Here is an 18,856-nt window from a genome sequence, read left to right on the forward strand (position 1 = left end):
GAGCGACGGTTGCGCGGTGGTAACGTGGGCGCTTTGAACAGTCAGGAGCATGGACATGGATTTGGGTATTTCGGGGCGCTGGGCGATTGTCTGCGCCGCCAGCAAGGGCTTGGGCCTGGCCTGTGCGCGGGCCTTGGTGAAGGAGGGCGTCAACCTGGTGATCAACGCCCGTGGCAACGACACCTTGCAGGCCGCCGCCAATGAGTTGCGCGGCCTGGCGCCGAACATCGAAGTGCGCACCGTGGTCGGGGACATCAGCACACCTGCGGTGCGCGCGCAGGTGCTGGCGGCGTGTCCGCAGGTGGATATCCTGGTCAACAACGCCGGCGGGCCGCCTCCGGGCGACTTTCGCGACTGGCAGCGCGAAGACTGGCTCAAGGCGCTGGACGCCAACATGCTCACGCCCATCGAACTGATCAAGGCCTGTGTCGATGGCATGGCCGAGCGTGGTTTCGGGCGCATCGTCAACATCACCTCCGGCGCGGTGAAGGCGCCGATCGATGTACTCGGGCTGTCCAATGGCGCCCGCAGCGGCCTGACCGGGTTCATCGCCGGGCTGGCGCGTCAGGCGCGACTGGCGGGCAACAACGTCACGGTCAACAACCTGCTACCGGGGCCGTTCGAGACCGAACGCTTGCACAAGACCCTGAATGCCGCCGCCGAGGCCAATGGCAGCAGCGTCGAAAGCATTGCCGAACAGCGGCGCAAAAACGTCCCGGCCCAGCGCTTCGGCCAGCCCAATGAGTTCGGGGCTTATTGCGCGTTCATTTGCGGCGCGCAATCGGGTTTCCTGACCGGGCAAAACCTGTTGCTGGACGGCGGCAGTTATCCCGGTACGTTCTGATCGGCGGGGGATGACCGTGGGTGATCCCCCAATCAGATCCCATCATTATTCAGCACTCGGGGGCGTGATTAGAGTGGGGCCGCTTGCCTCATGCCGGTCAGCCAAGACGCAAAAAACTGTGGGAGCCAGCCTGCTGGCGATAGCGGTGGGTCAGTCACATAAATGTTGGATGTGCTGCCGCCATCGCCAGCAGGCTGGCTCCCACAGGAGAATGCGGTATGCACAACCTTGAATGACAGGCATCGGGCAGCTCGTCTCCACAACAATAAGAGCGCCCCACATGAACAATCCGAGTGCCGAAAGCCTGGCGTTGCCAGCCGCGTCCGCAACCGAACGCGCCACCAACGTGCGTTGGCGGATATTCCTCATCATGCTGTTGCTGACCGCGATCAACTACATCGACCGCGCCTCGCTGTCGGTGGCCTTGCCGCTGATTTCCAGCGAGTTCCAGATTCCGCCGGCCCTCGAAGGCCTGATGCTCAGCGCGTTTTTCTGGTCCTACGCATTGATGCAGATTCCCGGCGGCATGCTGCTGGACCGCTTCCACACCCGCCGCGTCATCGTCGTCGCGACCGTCGCCTGGGGCGCGTTCCAGGCGCTGGCCGCCGGGGCGCACAACTGGATCACCCTGCTGATCACGCGCATGGGCCTGGGCGTCGCCGAGTCGCCGATCATGCCCGCCGGCGCCAAGCTCAACGGCGCCTGGCTGACCCCCAACGAACGCGGACGCGGCGCGGTGCTGGTCGATGGCGGTGCGCCGCTGGGCAGTGCCTTCGGTGCGATCATCATTGCCGGGCTGATCGGCTGGTTCGACTCCTGGCGCATCGCCTTCGTGATCGCCGGGGTCGGCACCATGCTCGCCGGCGTGCTGGCCTGGAAATACATCCGCAACCACCCCAGCGAGCATCCAGGTGTCAATGCCGCTGAACTCGCGCACATCACCGCAGGCAACGCCACGCTCAGCCAGCCCGGCGCCGTCACCAGCATCCCGTTCAAGGAACTGCTCAAGGACCGTTCGGTGCTGGCGATGTTCGCCGGTTACTGCTGCATCCTCAGTGTGTTCTACGGCCTGCTGACCTGGATGCCGAGCTACCTGCACCAGACCCACGGCCTGAACATTTCCGGCATGGGCGGGGCGACCTTCCTGATTTTCATGTGCGGTTTCATCGGCGAACTGGTCGGCGGCTACCTGGGGGACAAATGGAAATCCAGCGGCGCCTCGCCCAACCTGGTGATGCGCAGCATGTTCAGCGGTTCGGCGCTGGTCGCGGCGCTGTGCATGCTGGCCACGGCCTATACCGCCCAGGCGAGCCAGGCGATTGGCCTGCTGTGCGTGGCGATGTTTTTCATTCGCTGGTGCGGCATGTACTGGTGCATTCCGTCGATCCTCGGCGGCACCTCGAAAACCGGTGTACTGGCCGGCACCATGAATTTCTGCGGGAACATGGCCGGGGTGATCGTGCCGATCCTGATCGGCCTGATCGTGCAGTTCACCGGCTCGTATTTCCTGGTGCTGATCTTCTTCGTGGTCATGGCCATGCTGCTGGCGATATTCTCCAGCCTGATCGATTACCGGGAGCGAGGGCTGGTTTGATATGGGAAAACGACGGGCTGGACGCGTGCACATGACCCTTGCTCTCGGTGGCCAAGCGCGTTTCGGCCCTGTTCGGCATCGAATCGCCGGGCCTGACCAGTTGCCTGGCACTGGCCGAACGGGTGGTGGACCACCTGTAGGAGCGAGCTTGCTCGCGAAGAACCCGAGAGCGCTGCTGGGTGTCAGGAACTCAGCGTCATCGTTGACGACAATCGCGAGCAAGCTCGCTCCTACAGGAGAGGGGTGACCGATGATCAGCGGCTGCGCCACAGCCCGCGGATAGCGCTATCCTTGGAAGATGTGCTCTTCGCCATCGGAGAAGTCTGATGATCAACGTACGCACTGCCCGCATGCTTGCCGATTACAAGCAATGGGCCAACCAGCGCCTGTTCGAGAACCTGGCGTTGCTGCCGCCGGGGGAAGTCGAAAAAGAACGTGCCGGGGTCTTCAAGAACATCATCGGCACGCTCAATCACATCTACGTGGTGGACCGAATCTGGCAGGCTCACCTCGAAGGCCGAGGGCACGGCTTCAAGACCTCCCATGACCTGGTGCACCCTGAACTGGCGGTGCTGCGCCTGGCGCAACAGGACGCAGATCGCTGGTACTGCAACTGGAGCACGAGGCAGACCGATGCTTCGCTGGACAAACCCGTCAGGTTCACTTTCGTTTCTGGCGAAAGCGGCACCATGAGTGCCGGCGCGATGCTGATGCACGTGGTCAACCACGCCAGCTATCACCGGGGCTGGGTGATCCAGATGTACTTCGAGATCCCGGCCATGCCGCCGATGACGGACTTGCCGGTCTACCTGCGCGAGACCGACCCGCACTTCAACTCGCTCAATGCCCCGGCAGTGGCGCCGACATGTGCTCCACTATTCGCGAGCGCAACCAACGTTCTGCCGGATCGTTATCGTTGACGCCGTTCCAGACCATGGACAGTTCGGACAGGTTGATCTCAAACGGCGGGTCGTCGGCGCGCAGCTGGCTGCTGCCATCGATCAACGCACAGGCGGCGTAATCGGGCACCGAGGCCAGCATGTCGGTGCCCGCCAGCAAGGCGCGCAGGCCCGAGAACTGCGGCACCGCCAACACCACCCGGCGCGAGCGGCCGATGCGCGCCAGGTCATTGTCGATGGCGCCGCTCAAGTCCCCGGAAAACGACACCAGCGCGTGGGGACGCTCGCAGAATTCATCCAGGGTGAGGGGCCCGGGTCGGTCATCGCCGCGCAGCACCTTGACACTCAGATCCCGCAGCTTCTTGCGCTTGGCGTTGGCCGGCAACTCCGTGGTGTAGCTGATGCCGACGGAAATCTCGCCGCTGCCGAGCATCGACGACATCAACAGGTAATTGACCCGGCGCACCACCACCACGACGTTCTGCGCTTCCTCGCGAATCTGCTTGAGCAGCGGCGGAAACAGGCCGAACTCGGCATCGTCGGACAGGCCGATGCGAAACACATCGCGGCTGATCGACGGATCGAAATCCTTGGCCCGGCTGACCGCCCCGGAAATGGTGTCCATCGCCGGCTGCAGCTCCTTGAGAATCACCAGGGCCCGCGGGGTCGGCTCCAGCACCCGCCCGTTGCGCACCAGCAACGGATCGTCGAACAGATCCCGCAACCGCGCCAGCGCCGCACTGACGGCGGGCTGGCCGAGGAACAGCTTCTCCCCGGCGCGGGTCAGGTTCTTCTCGAACATCAGGGTTTCGAAAATCACCAACAGGTTCATGTCCACGCGGCGCAGGTCGTTGCGGTTCATGGTGGGGGCTCGCTGGGTTTGGAGTCTTTTCAGTAAAGCACCAAACCCTCAGGAAAGACGCGCAACCTGTGGGAGCGGGCTTGCTCGCGAAGAGGGAGTGTCAGTCGACATTTATGTGTCTGACACACCGCATTCGCGAGCAAGCCCGCTCCCACATTTTGTCATGTGCTGGATTCTGAATCCGTCAGCACCTTCCTGAACGTCTCCACCAAGGGCCGCAGATTGATCCGGTGCCACGCCGCCCACAGCGGCCTGGTGAGGGCAATCCACGGCACTTCCCGCAGCACCACGCCCGGCGGTGCGTTGCGGCTCAAGCCTTTCTGAATCATCGCGATGCCCAGTCCCGAGGCCACCAGGGCCATGGCGGTGAAGGGGCCGGTGGCTTCCATGCGGATATCCGGGGTGAAGCCGGCGCGGATGCAGGCGCTGACGAAGTTTTCGCGGCTGCTGACATTCTGGTGGTGCTGCACGCCGATCCATTCCTGGTGGGCGAGATCGTCCGGGGTCAGCACGGCCTGCTGCGCCAGCGGATGGTCCTCGGGCAGGGCCAGCAGCATCGGATCGTCCAGCACCTGGAAGCCCAGCAGGTCGGGGTCGTCGTCTGTCGGCGGTTCGCTGACCAGGGCGATATCCAGACTACGCTGACGCAGGCCTTCGAGTTGTTCGGCGGAACTCTGGTTGTACAGCGCGACGTGCACGTTCGGCCGATCGACCCGCAGCACGCGCAAGGCATTGGGCAGGACGCCGGCGTGCATGGCGTTTTCGATGTAGCCGATGCACAGGCCGCCTTCTTCGCCGCGGCCCAGGCGTTTACCCAGGGATTCCAGGCGGTTTGCGTGGGTGAGCAGGGCACGGGTTTCGGCGAGGAAGGTCTGGCCGTCGCGGGTCAGGCGAATGCGTTGCTGGCTGCGCTCGAACAGGGTCAGGCCCAGGCGCTCTTCGAGCTGGGCGATCTGCCGGCTCAGGGGCGATTGGGAAATGTGCAGGCGTTCGGCGGCGCGACCGACGTGTTCTTCCTCGGCGACGGCGACGAAGTAGCGCAATTGGCGGATGTCGATCATGTAAGACCTATAGGGACTCAAGTGCTGCACATTATGTCTTGGACGGTCCGAAGACGGCAATCTAGGATTGGCTCATCGGTCATTTGAACTGACCACTGACACCAAGAGGATTCACGTATGAGCTTGAAAGACAAACTGCCCGGCGCCCTGGGTTTCGGCACCGCGCCATTGGGCAACATGTTCCGCGCCATTCCCGAGGAAGAAGCGCAAGCCACCGTCCACGCCGCCTGGGAGGCCGGCGTGCGTTATTTCGATACCGCGCCGTTCTACGGTTCCGGTCTTTCGGAAATTCGCCTGGGCGAGGCGTTGTCCCGCTACAACCGCGACGACTATGTGCTCAGCAGCAAGGTCGGCCGGGTGATCCTCGATGAAGTCGAAGACGCCGCGGCACGCGACTTGGGTGAGAAAAGCGGGGTGTTCGAACACGGTCGCCCGAACAAGATCGTCAACGACTACAGCGCCGACGCGACCCTGCGTTCGATCGAAGACAGCCTCAAGCGCCTGCGAACCGATCGCCTGGACATCGTCTGGGTGCATGACATCGCCCAGGATTTCTACGGCGATCAGTGGCTGGAGTACTTCAACCAGGCCCGCACCGGTGCCTTCAAGGTGCTGACCCGCTTGCGCGAAGAAGGCGTGATCAAGGGCTGGGGCCTGGGGGTAAACAAGGTCGAGCCGTGCGAATTGACCCTTGATCTGAGCGAAGCGCAGCCGGACGGATTTCTGCTGGCGGGTCGCTACACTCTTCTCGACCATGACCGCGCGTTGCAGCGTTTGATGGACGCGGCGCTGGCGCAGAACGTCGAGATCGTGGTCGGCGGCCCCTACAGCTCGGGCATCCTGGCCGGTGGCGCGCACTTTGAATACCAGAAGGCCAGCCCGGCGATCGTCAGCAAGGTCGAGCAGATCAAGCGCATCGCGGCGGCCCACGGTGTCGACATCAAGGCGGCGGCGTTGCAGTTCTCGTTGGCCAACCCGGCCGTGGCCGCGGTGATTCCAGGCGCCAGTCGCCCGCAGCGGATTGCTGAAGATGTGGCCGCCTTGTCGACGGTGATTCCCGCCGCTTTCTGGCAAGCGATGCGTGAAGCGAAGCTGGTGTCCGAGCGCGCACCCTTGCCGATCATTGGAGCTTGAGCATGAAAATCGATCTGAGTGGAAAACTGGCGATTGTCAGCGGCAGCACCGCCGGCATTGGCCTGGGCATCAGCAAGGCACTGGCCGAATCCGGTGCCACGGTGGTGGTGATCGGCCGCGAGGCGGCCAAGGTCGAGCAGGCGCTGGCGAGCATTCGCCAGCAGGTGCCCGATGCGCAACTGCGCGGGCTGACGGCCGACCTCGGTACCGCTGAAGGCGCGGAACAACTGTTCGCCGCCGAACCAAAGGCAGACATCCTGGTGAACAACCTGGGGATCTACAACGCAGTGGATTTCTTCGACACGCCCGACAGCGAGTGGACGCGCTTCTATGAGGTCAACGTGATCTCCGGTGTGCGCCTGTCCCGGCATTACGTACCGGACATGGTCAAGCAGGGCTGGGGGCGGGTGATTTTCCTGTCTTCGGAATCCGGCATCGCGATCCCCGCGGACATGCTCAACTATGGCGTGACCAAAAGCGCCAACCTGGCGGTGTCCCACGGCCTGGCCAAGCGGCTGGCGGGCACCGGGGTGACGGTCAATGCGATCCTGCCGGGCCCGACCTTGACCGATGGCGTGGAGCTGATGCTCAAGGATGCGATTGCCGCGTCCGGTCGCAGTGTCCAGGAAGAGGCCGACGACTTTGTGCGCAAGGCGCGGCCGACGTCGATCATCCAGCGCGTGGCGAATGTCGAGGAAGTGGCGAACCTGGTGGCGTACATTGCTTCTCCGCTATCCTCGGCCACCACGGGCGCGGCGCTTCGAGTCGACGGCGGCGTCGTCGACAGCATGGCCATCTGACCTTATTCATTGAGAGAGAGCTTTACATGGCAACTGCATCAGCAACCATCGACATCCCGGCCTCGGCCGATCAGGTCTGGCAATTGATCGGCGGCTTCAACTCGCTGCCGGACTGGCTGCCGTTCATTCCCAAGAGTGAGCTCAGCGAAGGCGGGCGGGTGCGTAGCCTGCAGACGGCGGACGGCGCTGTGGTGATCGAGCGGCTGCAAGCGTTTGACAACGAGGGCAAGACCTACAGTTACTCGATCGAGCAGGCGCCGTTTCCGGCGACGGAGTACCTGGCGACGATCAAGGTCGAAGCTCAGGGCGGCGGGGCCCGGGTGACCTGGTCCGGCCGGTTCGAGCCGGTGGGTGTGAGCAATGAGGAAGTGGTGGCGTTGTTTGCCGGGATCTATCAGGGCGGCCTCGAGGCCCTGCGGGCCAACTACCCAACCTGACAACACCACATATCCCTTTGTGGGAGCGGGCTTGCTCGCGAAGGCGGAGTGTCAAACAACATCAATGGTGTCTGACACTCCCTCTTCGCGAGCAAGCCCGCTCCCACATTTGATCGTGGTTGTCAGGGAGATTTGGGTCAGGTCGTAGCAATCAGACTCTGCCGACAATCAAGCACCAACCGCGCGCCACCCAGTTCGCTGTTACCCACTTCCAGCGTAAACCCGTGCAGGCTGACAATCGCCGCAACGATCGACAATCCCAGGCCAAAACCGCTTTTCTGGTTGCCCGCCTCGGCGCGATAAAAGCGCTGGAACACCGCCACCCGTTCTTCCTCCGGGATACCCGGGCCGGAGTCGAGCACTTCGATGCGGGTATGCCCGTTTTCATTGAGCCCACGCAAAATCACCTGGCCACCGGGCGGGGTGAACTTGATCGAGTTGCTCAACAGATTGGCCACCGCCTCGAACAGCAAGGCGCGGTCGCCATTGAGCGGTGGCAACCACTGCGGCAACTGCAGTTCAAATTTCAGGCCGTCGTCTTCCGCCAGGGGCAGGTAGAAGTCATGCAGTTCCTGCAGCAACGGCACCGGGTCGAGCTGCACGAAGCCGGAACGGCGCTGGCGATCCTCCAGTTCGGAGATTCGCAGCAAGCCGCGAAAGCGCGCCATCAGCGTATCCGCCTCGCCCAGCACCAGGTCCAGTTGCGCCGCTTGCGCCGAGCCTTCGCCGGCCTGTTGTTGCATGCGGTAGAGCTGCGCGCGCAGGCGGGTCAGGGGAGTACGCAGGTCGTGGGCAATGTTGTCGCACACGCCCTTGACCTCGTGCATCAGGCGCTCGATGCGTTCGAGCATGGCGTTGACGATGGCGGCGAGCATGTCCAGTTCGTCGCGGCGATTGGACAGCGGCAAGCGTCGGGTCAGGTCACCGTTGACTATCGCTTCGGCGCTGCCCTGGATCGCACGAATCCGCCGTAGCGGGCGGCGGCGCAACAAGTGCCAGCCGACGATGCCCGGCAGGATGGTCAGGGTCACCCCCCAGAACAGCGCGTGCAAAATGATCCGCGTCACGGCGAACAGCGAGCCGTTGTCACGCACCAGCACCAGCCAGAGACCATCGCGGGTCTGGGTCGCCACGGCGTCGCAGCTGTCGTTGGGCAGCGTCGGGTCGTCGGAGTCGGCGCAGTCGCTGAGCATGTGGATCTTGCCATCGAGGGGCAAGCCGCGCGGGATATGGGTCAGCGCACCGCTGAGGTAGCGATGCTGGCGGTCGAACAGGCCATAGGCGTCGATGCCGCGGATGTCGAAGGTCATGCTGACGGCGAGGGCGTCCACCAGTTGTTCGCCCTGGAAACGCGAGAACAGGTGCTGGCGTTGCATCAGCGAATGCTTGGCCAGGTTGTCCAGGTAAGCGGACACCTCGTAGTACATGACCCCCATGAGGATCCCGCTCCACACCACGAACAGCGCACTGTACAGCGCCAGCAAGCGACTGCTGGAGGAGCGCCAGCCTTTAGACGGGTTCGGCAATGACATAACCCGAGCCTCGCACGGTTCGAATCAGTGGGACATTGCCAGGTGGGTCGATCTTTTTGCGCAGGCGGCCGATGTGCACGTCGATCAGGTTGGTGCCGGGGTCGAAGTGATAACCCCAGACCTCTTCGAAGATCATCATCCGCGAAAGGATCTGCCCGGTGTTGCGCATGAGGAATTCCAGCAGCTTGTACTCGGTGGGCAACAGTGTCAGCAACTGGCCGTCGCGGCTGGCTTCATGGCTGATCAGGTTCAGTTCCAGGTCCGCCACCCGCAACGTGGTGGCTTGCGCGGTCACTGTGTTCTGGCGGCGCAGGAGGACTTCGACCCGGGCGGCCATTTCATCGGTGGCGAAGGGCTTGGTCAGGTAATCGTCGCCCCCGGCACGCAAGCCACGCACGCGCTCGTCGACGTCGGAGAGGGCGCTGATCATCAGGATGGGCGTGGCCACGCCCATGGTGCGCAACGTGGTGACGATCGCCAGGCCGTCGAGCTCGGGCAGCATGCGGTCGAGGGTGATCAGGTCGTAATTGCCGCTGACCGCACGCTCCAGGCCCTCTCGACCGTTGTCGACCCAATCGACGTCAAGGCCGTGGCTGCTCAGTTCGGCGACAATTTCCCGGGCGGTCACGGCGTCGTCTTCGATGGTCAAGATGCGGGTCATAGGGCTGGCCTGATTGAGTGTTCACAACGTTTGTGCGCCATTTTGCCAAGAAATGATCGCAGGCTTACTAAATAAAAGTTCATTTGAAGCACTATCCACCCCAAGGAGCTGCCGTAGGCTGCGATCTTTTGATCTTTCAAATCAATGCATAAAACCCGCTGAACAGACCCCTACGTTGCATATTGCATGGCCCGTAGAAGTTCAAACTTTGTAACTATATGACGGACAACGATTTATTAAAAAAACGCGACTGGCACGGTGACTGCAATTGCTCTTTCGAGACTTGTAACACCATCTTTCTGCCTGGAGCGATACAACAATGAATAGATCCTCTGAGGGTTTCTATCCCGCCACGGATGAGTCGAGCACAGTGTCCGGCGTGTCCTGGGGTGCGATATTCGCCGGGGCCGCGGCTGCCGCGGCGTTGTCGCTGATCCTGGTACTGCTCGGTTTCGGCCTGGGGTTCTCGGCGGTTTCGCCGTGGGCCAATGAAGGCATGAGCGCCAAGGGGCTGGGCATTTCGACGATTGTCTGGCTGGCCGTCACGCAAATCGTTGCGTCCGGGGCCGGTGGCTACATCGCAGGCCGGCTGCGGGTGAAGTGGGCTTACATGCATGGCGATGAAGTCTACTTTCGCGACACCGCCCACGGCTTTCTCGCCTGGTGCGTGGCGACGCTGGTGACGGCGACACTGGTGGCCGGCTCGGTCAGCAGCATCGTCAGTGGCGGGGTGCAAGCCGGGGCGCAGGTCGCCGGTGGCGCCGCCAACGCCGTGACCCAGGCGGCAGGCACCGCGGCAGCCAATACCGACAGCGACCAGTACGGCTACTACATCGACAGCCTGTTTCGCGATGACCGTCCGGCTGCCGTCAGCGATGATGCCGCCCGCGGCACTGTGACGCGCATTTTCGTACGTTCCCTGAGCGATGGCCAGTTGTCCCCTGAAGACCGCACCTACCTGGCTCAACTGGTGGCGCAGCGGACCAACCTGACGCAAGCGGACGCGGAGCGTCGTGTGGACGAAGTCTATGCCCGTACGCAAAAAGCCGTGGCCGACGCCAAGCTGGCTGCGCAACAGGCTGCTGACACTGCCGCCAAAGTCGCTGCCTGGACCACCTTGTGGATGTTCGTCGCGCTGCTGGCCGGTGCGTTCTTCGCCAGCCTTGCCGCCACCTTCGGCGGTCGTCGCCGGGATGCCGTGGTGTATGTGGAAACCGACACCTACGTCAGCCCCGCACCGATTCGTTAACCCAGGAGAATCATCATGCGTTCATTATTGTTGTTCTTTCTCGGCGTACCTATCCCGATCATCATCCTGATCGCTCTGTTCATGCACTGATCTACTGAGGCTTGTGCCTCTGCCGCTCCTGCCTTGCGCAGGAGCGGCGTTTTTATTTTCGACAGTTACGTTGATGTTGGCTGTAACTGCCTCTTCGCGAGCAAACCCGCTCCCACAGTGGACCGCATTCCCTTGTGGGAGCGGGCTTGCTCGCGAAGAGGCCTTATCAGGCGCTATAAATTCATCCATCAATCGGCGTAGCAACAAACGCCTCAAGCCCCTCGGCATAAGCGGTAAACGCAGCAATCAGCGGAAACTGCGCGGCATCAACCTGATCCGGCACTACCAGATTGGTAAAACTCCACGCCACGGCGAGGGTAATGCCATCCTGACCAATCAAGCCGTCACTCGGCAGCGCCTGCTTTTCCAACTCCCGTTCCAGCGCCGAATAAGACGCCGCCAGTTGCCCCACGACGCGTTCGACCCAGGGTTGGAACTGGATCTCTGCCGGGCGCAGGTTGCGCTCATAATAAAGCTGCACCGACTTTTCGCTGGCTGCGAGTGCCAGGCCAATCAGGCGCAATGCACGCAGGCGTTGCTCGATACTCTGGGGCATCAGGCTGCGGCCAGGCCCGGCCAGGGCTTCCAGGTAATCGATGATCAGCGTCGAATCCATCAACACCTCGCCATCGTCGAGCACCAGGGTAGGCGCCTTGACCACCGGGTTGATCTGCTTGAACTGCTCGAAGGTCCTGAACACCGACACCGATTGCTGCTCCAGGTCGATGCCCAGGCGCTTGGCCGAAATGGCGACGCGTCGCACGTAAGGTGAGTCCAGCATGCCGATCAGCTTCATATAACCGCTCCTTGAGATAACCATTTGCCGAGCCACAACCTTAGCTGAGCCCGATCGACCCGCACAGTGGGGCATGCAGCTCAGCGGTTTGTCTTGCATATCCCTGTGCGGGATTGAATTTCTTGCTATAAACGCACTCCGATATCCGCCTGGATGCCTGTCATAGAGCATTTTCGAGGCCTTGTCGGACAAATTCGCTGTCTTTTCAGTTGCTGAGGCCTCAAGTCGGCCTTAGACTGCCGCCCCTCTTAAATTGAGTGCCGGGTGGCGCTTGGTATAAACGGCGCCTTTGCGATGACCTTCGATGGTCCGCCGCAACGCTCCCTAATTCGCCTTAATGCACGTTTTTTTATAGAGATATCAATGACAAAGGACAAGTTGCTGGCCATGCCGGCGGATGACTACATGAATGCCGAGCAACATGCTTTTTTCTCCGAGCTGTTGCAGAACATGAAAGTCGAAACCCACGAGCGCATCGAGCAGAACCGCATCGCCATCGAAAGCCTGGACACCCCGGCCGACCCGGCTGACGCCGCTTCCGTCGAAGAAGAGCGCACTTGGCTGGTGAACGCGATCGATCGCGATCAGCGCATGCTGCCCCAGTTGGAACAAGCCCTGGAACGTATCAAGGAAGACAGCTTCGGCTGGTGCGATGACAGCGGCGAGCCGATCGGCCTCAAGCGCCTGCTGATCAGCCCGACCACCAAGTACTGCATCGAAGCTCAAGAGCGTCACGAGCAGATCGACAAGCACCAGCGTCAGGCCTGATTCCCGTGCAGTAGCCCATTAAAGGTGGGCTGCTTGAAAAGATCGCAGCCTTCGGCAACTCCTACAGGTTTAAGCGAACCCTGTAGGAGCTGCCGCAGGCTGCGATCTTTGCTTTTTGACGTCTACACAAATCCCCGCTGACTTCTATTGATCTGCTGCAACGTCCCCGACTAAAGGCTCATGGATAATGGCCTTGTGCCGGCGTTTAATGCGAAGACAACAACTAGAATATTTTGCGGGGTGACAAATATGACGAGAGACGGATCTCGGGATGCGGCAGTGCCTGCACCCGTGCTTTTGCCGAAAAACCGCTGGCTGACGCCGACTCTGCAAAGCATCGCCCTGGTGCTGTTGCTGTGTGGCATGACCCTGGGCGGCTGGTCGCTCTACCTGGGCCTGCCTGTGGCGGTGCTGATCATCTGGCTGCCGCGCCTGCGTACTCGCGCATCGCCCGAAGCGGTACCTGCCAATACCTCCAGCGCGCTTTCGGCGCTGACCCGCGAACTTTCCTACACCACCAGTCATAACGCCCTGTCAGCCGCTGGCGTGGCCTTTTCGGTCAAGCAGCTGGCGGACAAGTTGCAATCGCAACTGGGCGCGGCGGCGCAAATCGTCGGCAATGCCGAAGTCATGATCGCCACCGAGCAGGCCACCTCCACCCTCAGTCGCCAGGCGCTCAGTGCCGCGAGCGAAGCACATCAGAGCGGCGTGGCAGGGCGCACCGAATTGATCGAGTCCATCGCCCGCATGCACCAGCTCAGCCAGCGGGCCAGCAACAGCCGTGAACTGATCGAGGCCCTGAGCCTGCGCAGCGATGAGATCCAGCGGGTCACGCTGGTGATCCAGTCCATCGCCAGCCAGACCAACCTGCTGGCCTTGAACGCGGCGATTGAAGCGGCGCGGGCTGGAGAACACGGGCGAGGCTTTGCGGTGGTGGCCGATGAGGTCCGCGGGCTTGCCGCGCGCACTGCCACGGCCACCGGCGAAGTCGGGGAGATGGTGGCCGATATCCAGCAACGCACCGCGCAAGTGGTCGAGCAGATCCGCCAGTTGTCGGGCGACCTCGACACCGGGGTCCAGCAGGTCGAACAGACTGGCCAGCACCTGGAAAATATCGCCCGCCTGGCTGCCAGCGTCGAAAGCCAGGTCGGTGAGATCGCCCGCGGTGCGGAAACCAACCGCGAACAACTCGATAGCCTGTTTCACGCCATCGAGCAGATGCGCAGCGACCTGGCCATCAGCGACCAACAGACCCAGCGCCTGGCCCTGGCAGCGGTGCAGATGGAAGGCCAGGCCGAGACCATCAGCGAGCGCCTCGCCGAAGTCGGCCTGGATGACTACCACCAGCGGATCTACGACCTGGCCCGGGAAGGCGCGAGCCTGATCGCCGCGCGTTTCGAGGCCGACATCGAGGCGGGGCAGATCAGCCTCGAAGACCTGTTCGACCGCCATTATCAGGCGATCCCCGATACCCACCCGACCAAATACCGGACGCGTTTCGATCGCTACACCGATCAGGTCTTGCCAGGGATCCAGGAGCCACTGCTGCCACGCCACGAAGGCCTGGTGTTCGCCATCGCCTGCACCCAGCAGGGCTATGTGCCAACGCATAACAAGGCGTTCAGCCAGCCACTGACCGGCGACGTACAGCGCGATACCCTGCAGAACCGCAGCAAACGCAAATTCGCCGACCGCACGGGGATCCGCTGTGGCAGTCATCAGCAGGCGGTGCTGTTGCAGACCTACACCCGCGACACCGGCGAACTGATGCACGACCTGTCGGTGCCGATCATGCTCAAGGGCCGCCATTGGGGTGGTTTGCGCCTGGGCTACAAACCGGAAAACCCTCGATGATGGAAGGCTATTGTTACAATTTTGGTAACGAAGCTATACAAAGTCGATATTGTTTGCATGCCTGTGAAGTCGTTACCATACCTCTATTAGTTAGGTAGCTAACGGAATTGGAGGCGCAGCATGCACAATAAAGTTGATGTCGCGGTCATGATCGGCAGCGGAGTACCCGCCAGTCTGCGGGCTTTGGGCCAAAGCATCTGCTGGGTGGTGCTGCTCAATGGCGAACGCCGTGGCACTGCCTATTCCAGTCGTTATGAAGCCGAAGAGTGCAAGGCTGCCTGGTTGGCGCAATTGCGCGCCGAAATGGCAGGCAGCCGGCACTGTGCCTGAGGCTAGTGAACCTGATGCATGCGCAGGTTCAGGTCGTCGACCACCCGCGCCCAGTCGGCGTCTTCACGCAATTGTTCTTTGAGGAAGCCTGCCTGTTGCGGGGTCCAGAAATCGGCGTCGATGAGTTTTTTGTCGTCGGGCAGGGGGGAATGGTCGGCAATGAAATCGTCAATGGCTCGCTGGCTGGAGTCCAGGCCGAGCTGGTCGAACAGGCCTTTCAGGTCGTGGGTCGGTGATTCCATCTTGATCTCCTTGCGGTCATCGGTCGTGTCGAGTGAAAGATATGAAGCGCGCCTGCGTTACATCTGAGGGAGGCGGGCTTCAGTAAGTTCGAAAACGATGTTCAAACGCAGCAGTGAGCATAGACCGCAAATTCGCCTGTCAGCTTTTCAAGGCGCCCGCATCGACGGCGTCCTTGAGTTCCCTGGCCGATTGCTGGGCGGCGAGGGCGGCGATGTCGGAGGATTTGAACCAGCGATCTTTCTCGACCTGATGATAGGTCACGGTTTTCAGCGGCGGTTTGGCGCGCATCACGATCACGGCCTGGAATTCGCCGTCGATTTCCCTGGCTTCGCCCCTGATGAAAAACTCGCCGATATCAAATTCCGTCACGTTGCAGCCTTCCCATGAAAAATATTGTTGTTTGACGCGCCCGCCACCGGCAGGCGCGTTTGATTGGTCGGGCAGTATGGCAGCAGTTGCAGGCCGGCGGCTGAGTAAAGTCGCCGGCCTGACGAAAGCTTCAAGGGGAAAACGGGACGAATGTGTCACATACGTGACTCAAGTGCGCGGGCGAGGGCGCAGGCCTGGTTATGGTCGCCGCGGAAACCTCTTACGTGTCCCGTGGAAGTTTCCTTGATATGGAAGAAAGCGTTGCCCGCCAGGACCACCTGGAATCGTGGCGGCGCAGCATCGGCTTCGCTGGCAAGAAACACCGCGGGGTGCAGGGAAGATGGGGTGTTGGAGTAAGATGCCTGGGGATGGGCAAAGTGTGTCAGTGTGCACATATGAAGTCCTTTTCGTGGTTTGCCGACGTAATGTTCGTCGTTATGGGTAGTCTCGGTGAGCATCGCTGCTCTAGAATCAGCCTTACTGGTGGGTGGACAAGGGTTATCTAAAGCAATTTTCGCCTGGCGATATGTCAGAAAAGTGCTTTTTTATAAGAGTTTTTTCCCTAAAGTTGATAGTCCGTATTTTTCTGGCCGTTCCGAGGGCTTTTTCCTTCAGCCTTTGTCGAACGCCGGGCGAGACGATGTGAACGGCATCCAGTAATCTGCTCAAGCCTCGAGAGGGATCAGCACTCTGCTCATCCCAGGATCTCAACCCGGGTTATCTGGCTTCACCTCGGCATTGCCGCTTTTTTGGCTGCGCGCTTTTTTCGCGTGCGGCGTCATTTTCAGATGTGGGGATGTTTCCTTGGCAGTAAGTAATCTCGATATGCATGCTTTGTTCGTGCTGGGCGATTTGCGCGCAAAGCTGGTTAAACAGTTTCAGTCACGTTTCGTTTACCTTACCGAACAGAGCGCCGAAGGCATTTATGTTGCCGAAATCGACACCGAAGCCGCGCTGGTGGTGGACGATAAACCGGGGCTCAAGCTCAAGGTCGGCGATCATTTCAGCGCATCGGTGTTGCCCAGCCGCGAAGGCGGCAAGCTGGAAATCAAGTTCCGCGACATCAAGCTGACGGTCTACGGCCTGGGCGACTACGCCTTCGTGACCACCGCCGATGGCCATGCCATCCTGTTCAAGGAAGGCCATAGCGTGGTGACGGTGTTCGCCGCCCACCAGCAGTTGCAGGAAGGCCTGACCAAGACCCTCAAGGCCGTGACCGCCAAGGCCGCGAAATGGCGCAAGGGTGAACTGGTGACGTTCAAGGCCAGTGAGTAGTGAGCCTGCCCCGCGCCGATTTCCACCAGCAGCACCAGGCCAGCGCGCAAGCCGAGGCCCTGCGCCTGTTCGAGCACAAGGCCGTCTTGCAAGGTGCCTGGCTGAACTGGGTGGCTTCGCAGATCTACGCGTTGCAACCCGCGGCGTACGCCAGCATGGTCAGGAGAGAGCTGGCCCGCCTGCAGGAAATATCCGATAACTGATCCCCGTCCCTCGAAAGCAGGAACCTCTACTACAGTCAGTTGACTGAGTATTCAGAGGCTTCGCGGTCTTCTGCCAGGCCATCCTGCTATTGCTGTGAACAGCACGAGGTGCACAAGCATGAAAGGCATTCGCCGGTTGCTGGCCGCTGTCGTGGCCACGTTCGGATTGTTGGCGTCACCCGTTCCGGTGCTGGCTGCCAGCGCACCGATCCACTTTGCCGACCTCAACTGGGAAAGCGGCAGCCTGATCACCGATATCCTGCGGATCATCGTCGAGAAGGGCTACGGGCTGCCGACCGACACCTTGCCGGGCACCACCATTACCCTGGAAACCGCACTGGCCAACAATGACATCCAGGTCATTGGCGAAGAGTGGGCCGGACGCAGCCCGGTCTGGGTCAAGGCGGAGGCCGAAGGCAAGGTCGCGAGCCTGGGCGACACGGTCAAGGGTGCTACCGAGGGCTGGTGGGTGCCGGAGTACGTGATCAAGGGCGATCCGGCCAAGGGCATCAAGGCGATGGCTCCGGATTTGCGCAGTGTCACGGACTTGCCCAAGTACAAGGACGTGTTCAAGGACCCTGAAGCACCGAGCAAGGGCCGCTTCCTCAACAGCCCCATCGGCTGGACCTCGGAAGTGGTCAACAAGCAGAAGCTCAAGGCCTATGGGCTCGAGGACAGCTATGTGAACTTCCGCAGCGGCTCGGGGGCGGCGCTCGATGCGGAGATCAGCTCGTCGATTCGCCGGGGCAAACCGGTGCTGTTCTATTACTGGTCGCCCACGCCGCTGCTCGGTCGCTTCAAGTTGATCCAGCTGGAGGAACCGCCTTTCGATGCGCAGGCCTGGAAAACCCTGACCGACGCCGACAACCCGAATCCGCAACCGACCCGCTCGCTGCCCTCGAAGCTGTCCATCGGCGTGTCCACGCCGTTCCAGAAGCAGCACCTGGAAATTGCCGAGTTCTTCGCCAAGGTCGATTTCCCCATTGACCCGTTGAACCGGGCTTTGGCCGAGATGAGTGAAAAGCACACGCCACCGCGCCAAGCCGCCGAAGCGTTCATGAAGGCGCATCCGGAGGTCTGGAAGGCGTGGTTGCCGCAAGAGGTGGCGGACAAGGTTTCTGCCGCTCTGTAGGCGCTGGCTGCCTCGTTGGTCGGGTCGCGGGTGTGAGTGCGTGCAGGGCCAAAAAAGCCGACTAGGATGAGTCTGTTCAAATCCCTTTCAAGGATTGCAGACCATGACCTTCGTGTTGGCTCAATGGCTGGCGACGGTAATTGCGGTGATCGCTCTGGTACACCTGTATTGGGCGTTTGGCGGTGAATGGGCCGCCGTGGCGGCGGTGCCGCAGGTGCCGGTGGAGGGCGGTACGCGGTTGCAGCCGGCCTTCCAGCCCCGTGGCTGGATGACGATGCTGGTGGCGGCGGCGTTGCTGATCATTGCCCTGTTGGTGTGCCTGCGGGTTGGCTGGTGGCTGCCGCAGGTTGATCACCGAGGGTTGCAGTGGGTGATCAGCGTCATTGCGCTGTTGCTGTTCGCCCGGGCCATTGGTGATTCGGAGCTGGTGGGGTTTTTCAAGGAGGTCAAGGGGTCGCGATTTGCGCGGCTGGACACCTGGGTCTACTCGCCGTTGTGTGTGGTGTTGGGGGCGGGGTTGTTGGCGGTGGCGTGGGTCTGAAACCCATTTCTCGCGGCCATGCCCGATCTACTGTGGGAGCCGGCCTGCCGGCGATAGCGTCCTGACAGACGACCTATTGTTTGTTGACCGAGCGATGGAGGTCAACGATGACGCGGGGAGCCTGACACCCCGCGGTGCTCTCGGGTTTTTCGCGAGCAAGCTCGCTCCTACAGGAGGTGCAC

22 protein-coding genes are annotated in these 18,856 nt (G+C 61.5%); 14 read left to right on the forward strand and 8 right to left on the reverse strand.

Annotation, left to right across the window (positions count from 1 at the left end; all coding sequences use genetic code 11):
* Window positions 1-55: 55 nt before the first annotated feature.
* From ACM6I6_RS05215 to ACM6I6_RS05225, 3 genes are all read left to right on the forward strand, one after another.
* Complete coding sequence (locus ACM6I6_RS05215; protein WP_414919548.1) at window positions 56-844, forward strand: SDR family oxidoreductase; 789 nt, start codon at window positions 56-58, stop codon at window positions 842-844.
* A 280-nt stretch (window positions 845-1,124) separates the two neighbouring features.
* A complete protein-coding gene (locus ACM6I6_RS05220) occupies window positions 1,125-2,438 on the forward strand; it encodes an MFS transporter (protein WP_323608024.1) in 1,314 nt (437 codons plus the stop codon).
* A 326-nt stretch (window positions 2,439-2,764) separates the two neighbouring features.
* On the forward strand, window positions 2,765-3,358 hold the full coding sequence (locus tag ACM6I6_RS05225) for a DinB family protein (protein WP_274077459.1): 594 nt from the start codon (window positions 2,765-2,767) through the stop codon (window positions 3,356-3,358).
* On the opposite strand, the gene ACM6I6_RS05230 is transcribed toward ACM6I6_RS05225, so the two are convergent.
* Together ACM6I6_RS05230 and ACM6I6_RS05235 are read right to left on the reverse strand one after the other, a co-directional pair.
* The gene (locus ACM6I6_RS05230) at window positions 3,279-4,199 is read right to left on the reverse strand and encodes a LysR substrate-binding domain-containing protein (RefSeq protein WP_274077458.1); all 921 of its coding nucleotides are present in this window, start codon (window positions 4,197-4,199) and stop codon (window positions 3,279-3,281) included. The two genes, ACM6I6_RS05225 and ACM6I6_RS05230, sit on opposite strands and share 80 nt — an antisense overlap.
* 161 nt (window positions 4,200-4,360) lie before the next feature.
* A complete protein-coding gene (locus ACM6I6_RS05235; protein WP_274077457.1) occupies window positions 4,361-5,260 on the reverse strand; it encodes a LysR substrate-binding domain-containing protein in 900 nt (299 codons plus the stop codon).
* A 117-nt stretch (window positions 5,261-5,377) separates the two neighbouring features.
* Here ACM6I6_RS05235 and ACM6I6_RS05240 point away from each other — a divergent pair, with 117 nt between their 5' ends.
* The 3 genes from ACM6I6_RS05240 to ACM6I6_RS05250 are packed head-to-tail and all read left to right on the forward strand — an operon-like array spanning window position 5,378 to window position 7,631.
* Window positions 5,378-6,394 carry an aldo/keto reductase gene (locus ACM6I6_RS05240; RefSeq protein ID WP_323608026.1) on the forward strand — a complete coding sequence of 339 codons (1,017 nt, stop codon included), beginning with the start codon at window positions 5,378-5,380 and terminating at the stop codon, window positions 6,392-6,394.
* A gap of 2 nt (window positions 6,395-6,396) precedes the next feature.
* The gene (locus ACM6I6_RS05245; protein WP_274077455.1) at window positions 6,397-7,194 is read left to right on the forward strand and encodes an SDR family NAD(P)-dependent oxidoreductase; all 798 of its coding nucleotides are present in this window, start codon (window positions 6,397-6,399) and stop codon (window positions 7,192-7,194) included.
* 26 nt (window positions 7,195-7,220) lie between these two features.
* Window positions 7,221-7,631 carry an SRPBCC family protein gene (locus tag ACM6I6_RS05250; RefSeq protein ID WP_323608027.1) on the forward strand — a complete coding sequence of 137 codons (411 nt, stop codon included), beginning with the start codon at window positions 7,221-7,223 and terminating at the stop codon, window positions 7,629-7,631.
* 137 nt (window positions 7,632-7,768) lie between these two features.
* On the opposite strand, the gene ACM6I6_RS05255 is transcribed toward ACM6I6_RS05250, so the two are convergent.
* Both ACM6I6_RS05255 and ACM6I6_RS05260 read right to left on the reverse strand, forming a co-directional pair.
* Window positions 7,769-9,163, reverse strand: a complete 1,395-nt coding sequence (locus ACM6I6_RS05255; protein WP_323628268.1) for a HAMP domain-containing sensor histidine kinase — start codon at window positions 9,161-9,163, stop codon at window positions 7,769-7,771.
* Window positions 9,141-9,824 carry a response regulator transcription factor gene (locus ACM6I6_RS05260; protein ID WP_020796732.1) on the reverse strand — a complete coding sequence of 228 codons (684 nt, stop codon included), beginning with the start codon at window positions 9,822-9,824 and terminating at the stop codon, window positions 9,141-9,143. Before ACM6I6_RS05260 ends, ACM6I6_RS05255 begins: the two co-directional genes overlap by 23 nt.
* Before the next feature lie 319 nt (window positions 9,825-10,143).
* Between ACM6I6_RS05260 and ACM6I6_RS05265 the strand changes: the two genes are divergently transcribed.
* Complete coding sequence (locus ACM6I6_RS05265; protein WP_274077452.1) at window positions 10,144-11,073, forward strand: hypothetical protein; 930 nt, start codon at window positions 10,144-10,146, stop codon at window positions 11,071-11,073.
* Window positions 11,074-11,344: 271 nt separating this feature from the next.
* Here ACM6I6_RS05265 and ACM6I6_RS05270 read toward each other — a convergent pair whose 3' ends face one another.
* The gene (locus tag ACM6I6_RS05270) at window positions 11,345-11,959 is read right to left on the reverse strand and encodes a glutathione S-transferase (protein ID WP_323608028.1); all 615 of its coding nucleotides are present in this window, start codon (window positions 11,957-11,959) and stop codon (window positions 11,345-11,347) included.
* A gap of 363 nt (window positions 11,960-12,322) precedes the next feature.
* Between ACM6I6_RS05270 and ACM6I6_RS05275 the strand changes: the two genes are divergently transcribed.
* The 3 genes from ACM6I6_RS05275 to ACM6I6_RS05285 all read left to right on the forward strand — a co-directional run bounded on the left by ACM6I6_RS05275 (window position 12,323) and on the right by ACM6I6_RS05285 (window position 14,911).
* Window positions 12,323-12,727, forward strand: a complete 405-nt coding sequence (locus ACM6I6_RS05275) for a TraR/DksA family transcriptional regulator (RefSeq protein ID WP_007935965.1) — start codon at window positions 12,323-12,325, stop codon at window positions 12,725-12,727.
* Window positions 12,728-13,357: 630 nt separating this feature from the next.
* The gene (locus ACM6I6_RS05280; protein ID WP_414919567.1) at window positions 13,358-14,581 is read left to right on the forward strand and encodes a methyl-accepting chemotaxis protein; all 1,224 of its coding nucleotides are present in this window, start codon (window positions 13,358-13,360) and stop codon (window positions 14,579-14,581) included.
* A gap of 120 nt (window positions 14,582-14,701) precedes the next feature.
* Window positions 14,702-14,911 carry a hypothetical protein gene (locus ACM6I6_RS05285; protein WP_406592481.1) on the forward strand — a complete coding sequence of 70 codons (210 nt, stop codon included), beginning with the start codon at window positions 14,702-14,704 and terminating at the stop codon, window positions 14,909-14,911.
* A 2-nt stretch (window positions 14,912-14,913) separates the two neighbouring features.
* Here the strand turns inward: ACM6I6_RS05285 and ACM6I6_RS05290 are convergent, their stop codons facing one another.
* The 3 genes from ACM6I6_RS05290 to ACM6I6_RS05300 form a co-directional block, all read right to left on the reverse strand.
* On the reverse strand, window positions 14,914-15,153 hold the full coding sequence (locus ACM6I6_RS05290; protein WP_274077448.1) for a DUF2789 domain-containing protein: 240 nt from the start codon (window positions 15,151-15,153) through the stop codon (window positions 14,914-14,916).
* A gap of 139 nt (window positions 15,154-15,292) precedes the next feature.
* Window positions 15,293-15,523, reverse strand: a complete 231-nt coding sequence (locus ACM6I6_RS05295; protein WP_274077447.1) for a hypothetical protein — start codon at window positions 15,521-15,523, stop codon at window positions 15,293-15,295.
* A gap of 155 nt (window positions 15,524-15,678) precedes the next feature.
* Window positions 15,679-15,918: a hypothetical protein gene (locus tag ACM6I6_RS05300; RefSeq protein WP_274077466.1), complete on the reverse strand. Its 240-nt coding sequence runs from the start codon at window positions 15,916-15,918 to the stop codon at window positions 15,679-15,681.
* A 430-nt stretch (window positions 15,919-16,348) separates the two neighbouring features.
* On the opposite strand from ACM6I6_RS05300, the gene ACM6I6_RS05305 reads away from it, so the two are divergent.
* From ACM6I6_RS05305 to ACM6I6_RS05320, 4 genes are all read left to right on the forward strand, one after another.
* Window positions 16,349-16,798 (forward strand): hypothetical protein, encoded by a 450-nt coding sequence (locus tag ACM6I6_RS05305; RefSeq protein WP_274077465.1) that lies wholly within the window; start codon window positions 16,349-16,351, stop codon window positions 16,796-16,798.
* On the forward strand, window positions 16,798-17,001 hold the full coding sequence (locus tag ACM6I6_RS05310; protein ID WP_274077446.1) for a hypothetical protein: 204 nt from the start codon (window positions 16,798-16,800) through the stop codon (window positions 16,999-17,001). Before ACM6I6_RS05305 ends, ACM6I6_RS05310 begins: the two co-directional genes overlap by 1 nt.
* Window positions 17,002-17,119: 118 nt before the next feature.
* Window positions 17,120-18,133: an ABC transporter substrate-binding protein gene (locus ACM6I6_RS05315; RefSeq protein ID WP_414919549.1), complete on the forward strand. Its 1,014-nt coding sequence runs from the start codon at window positions 17,120-17,122 to the stop codon at window positions 18,131-18,133.
* A 103-nt stretch (window positions 18,134-18,236) separates the two neighbouring features.
* Complete coding sequence (locus ACM6I6_RS05320; RefSeq protein WP_274077444.1) at window positions 18,237-18,674, forward strand: DUF3995 domain-containing protein; 438 nt, start codon at window positions 18,237-18,239, stop codon at window positions 18,672-18,674.
* The last annotated feature ends 182 nt before the right edge of the window (window positions 18,675-18,856 follow it).

The organism is Pseudomonas sp. IT-P218, from assembly GCF_949767605.1.
GTDB lineage: Bacteria > Pseudomonadota > Gammaproteobacteria > Pseudomonadales > Pseudomonadaceae > Aquipseudomonas > Aquipseudomonas putida_AE.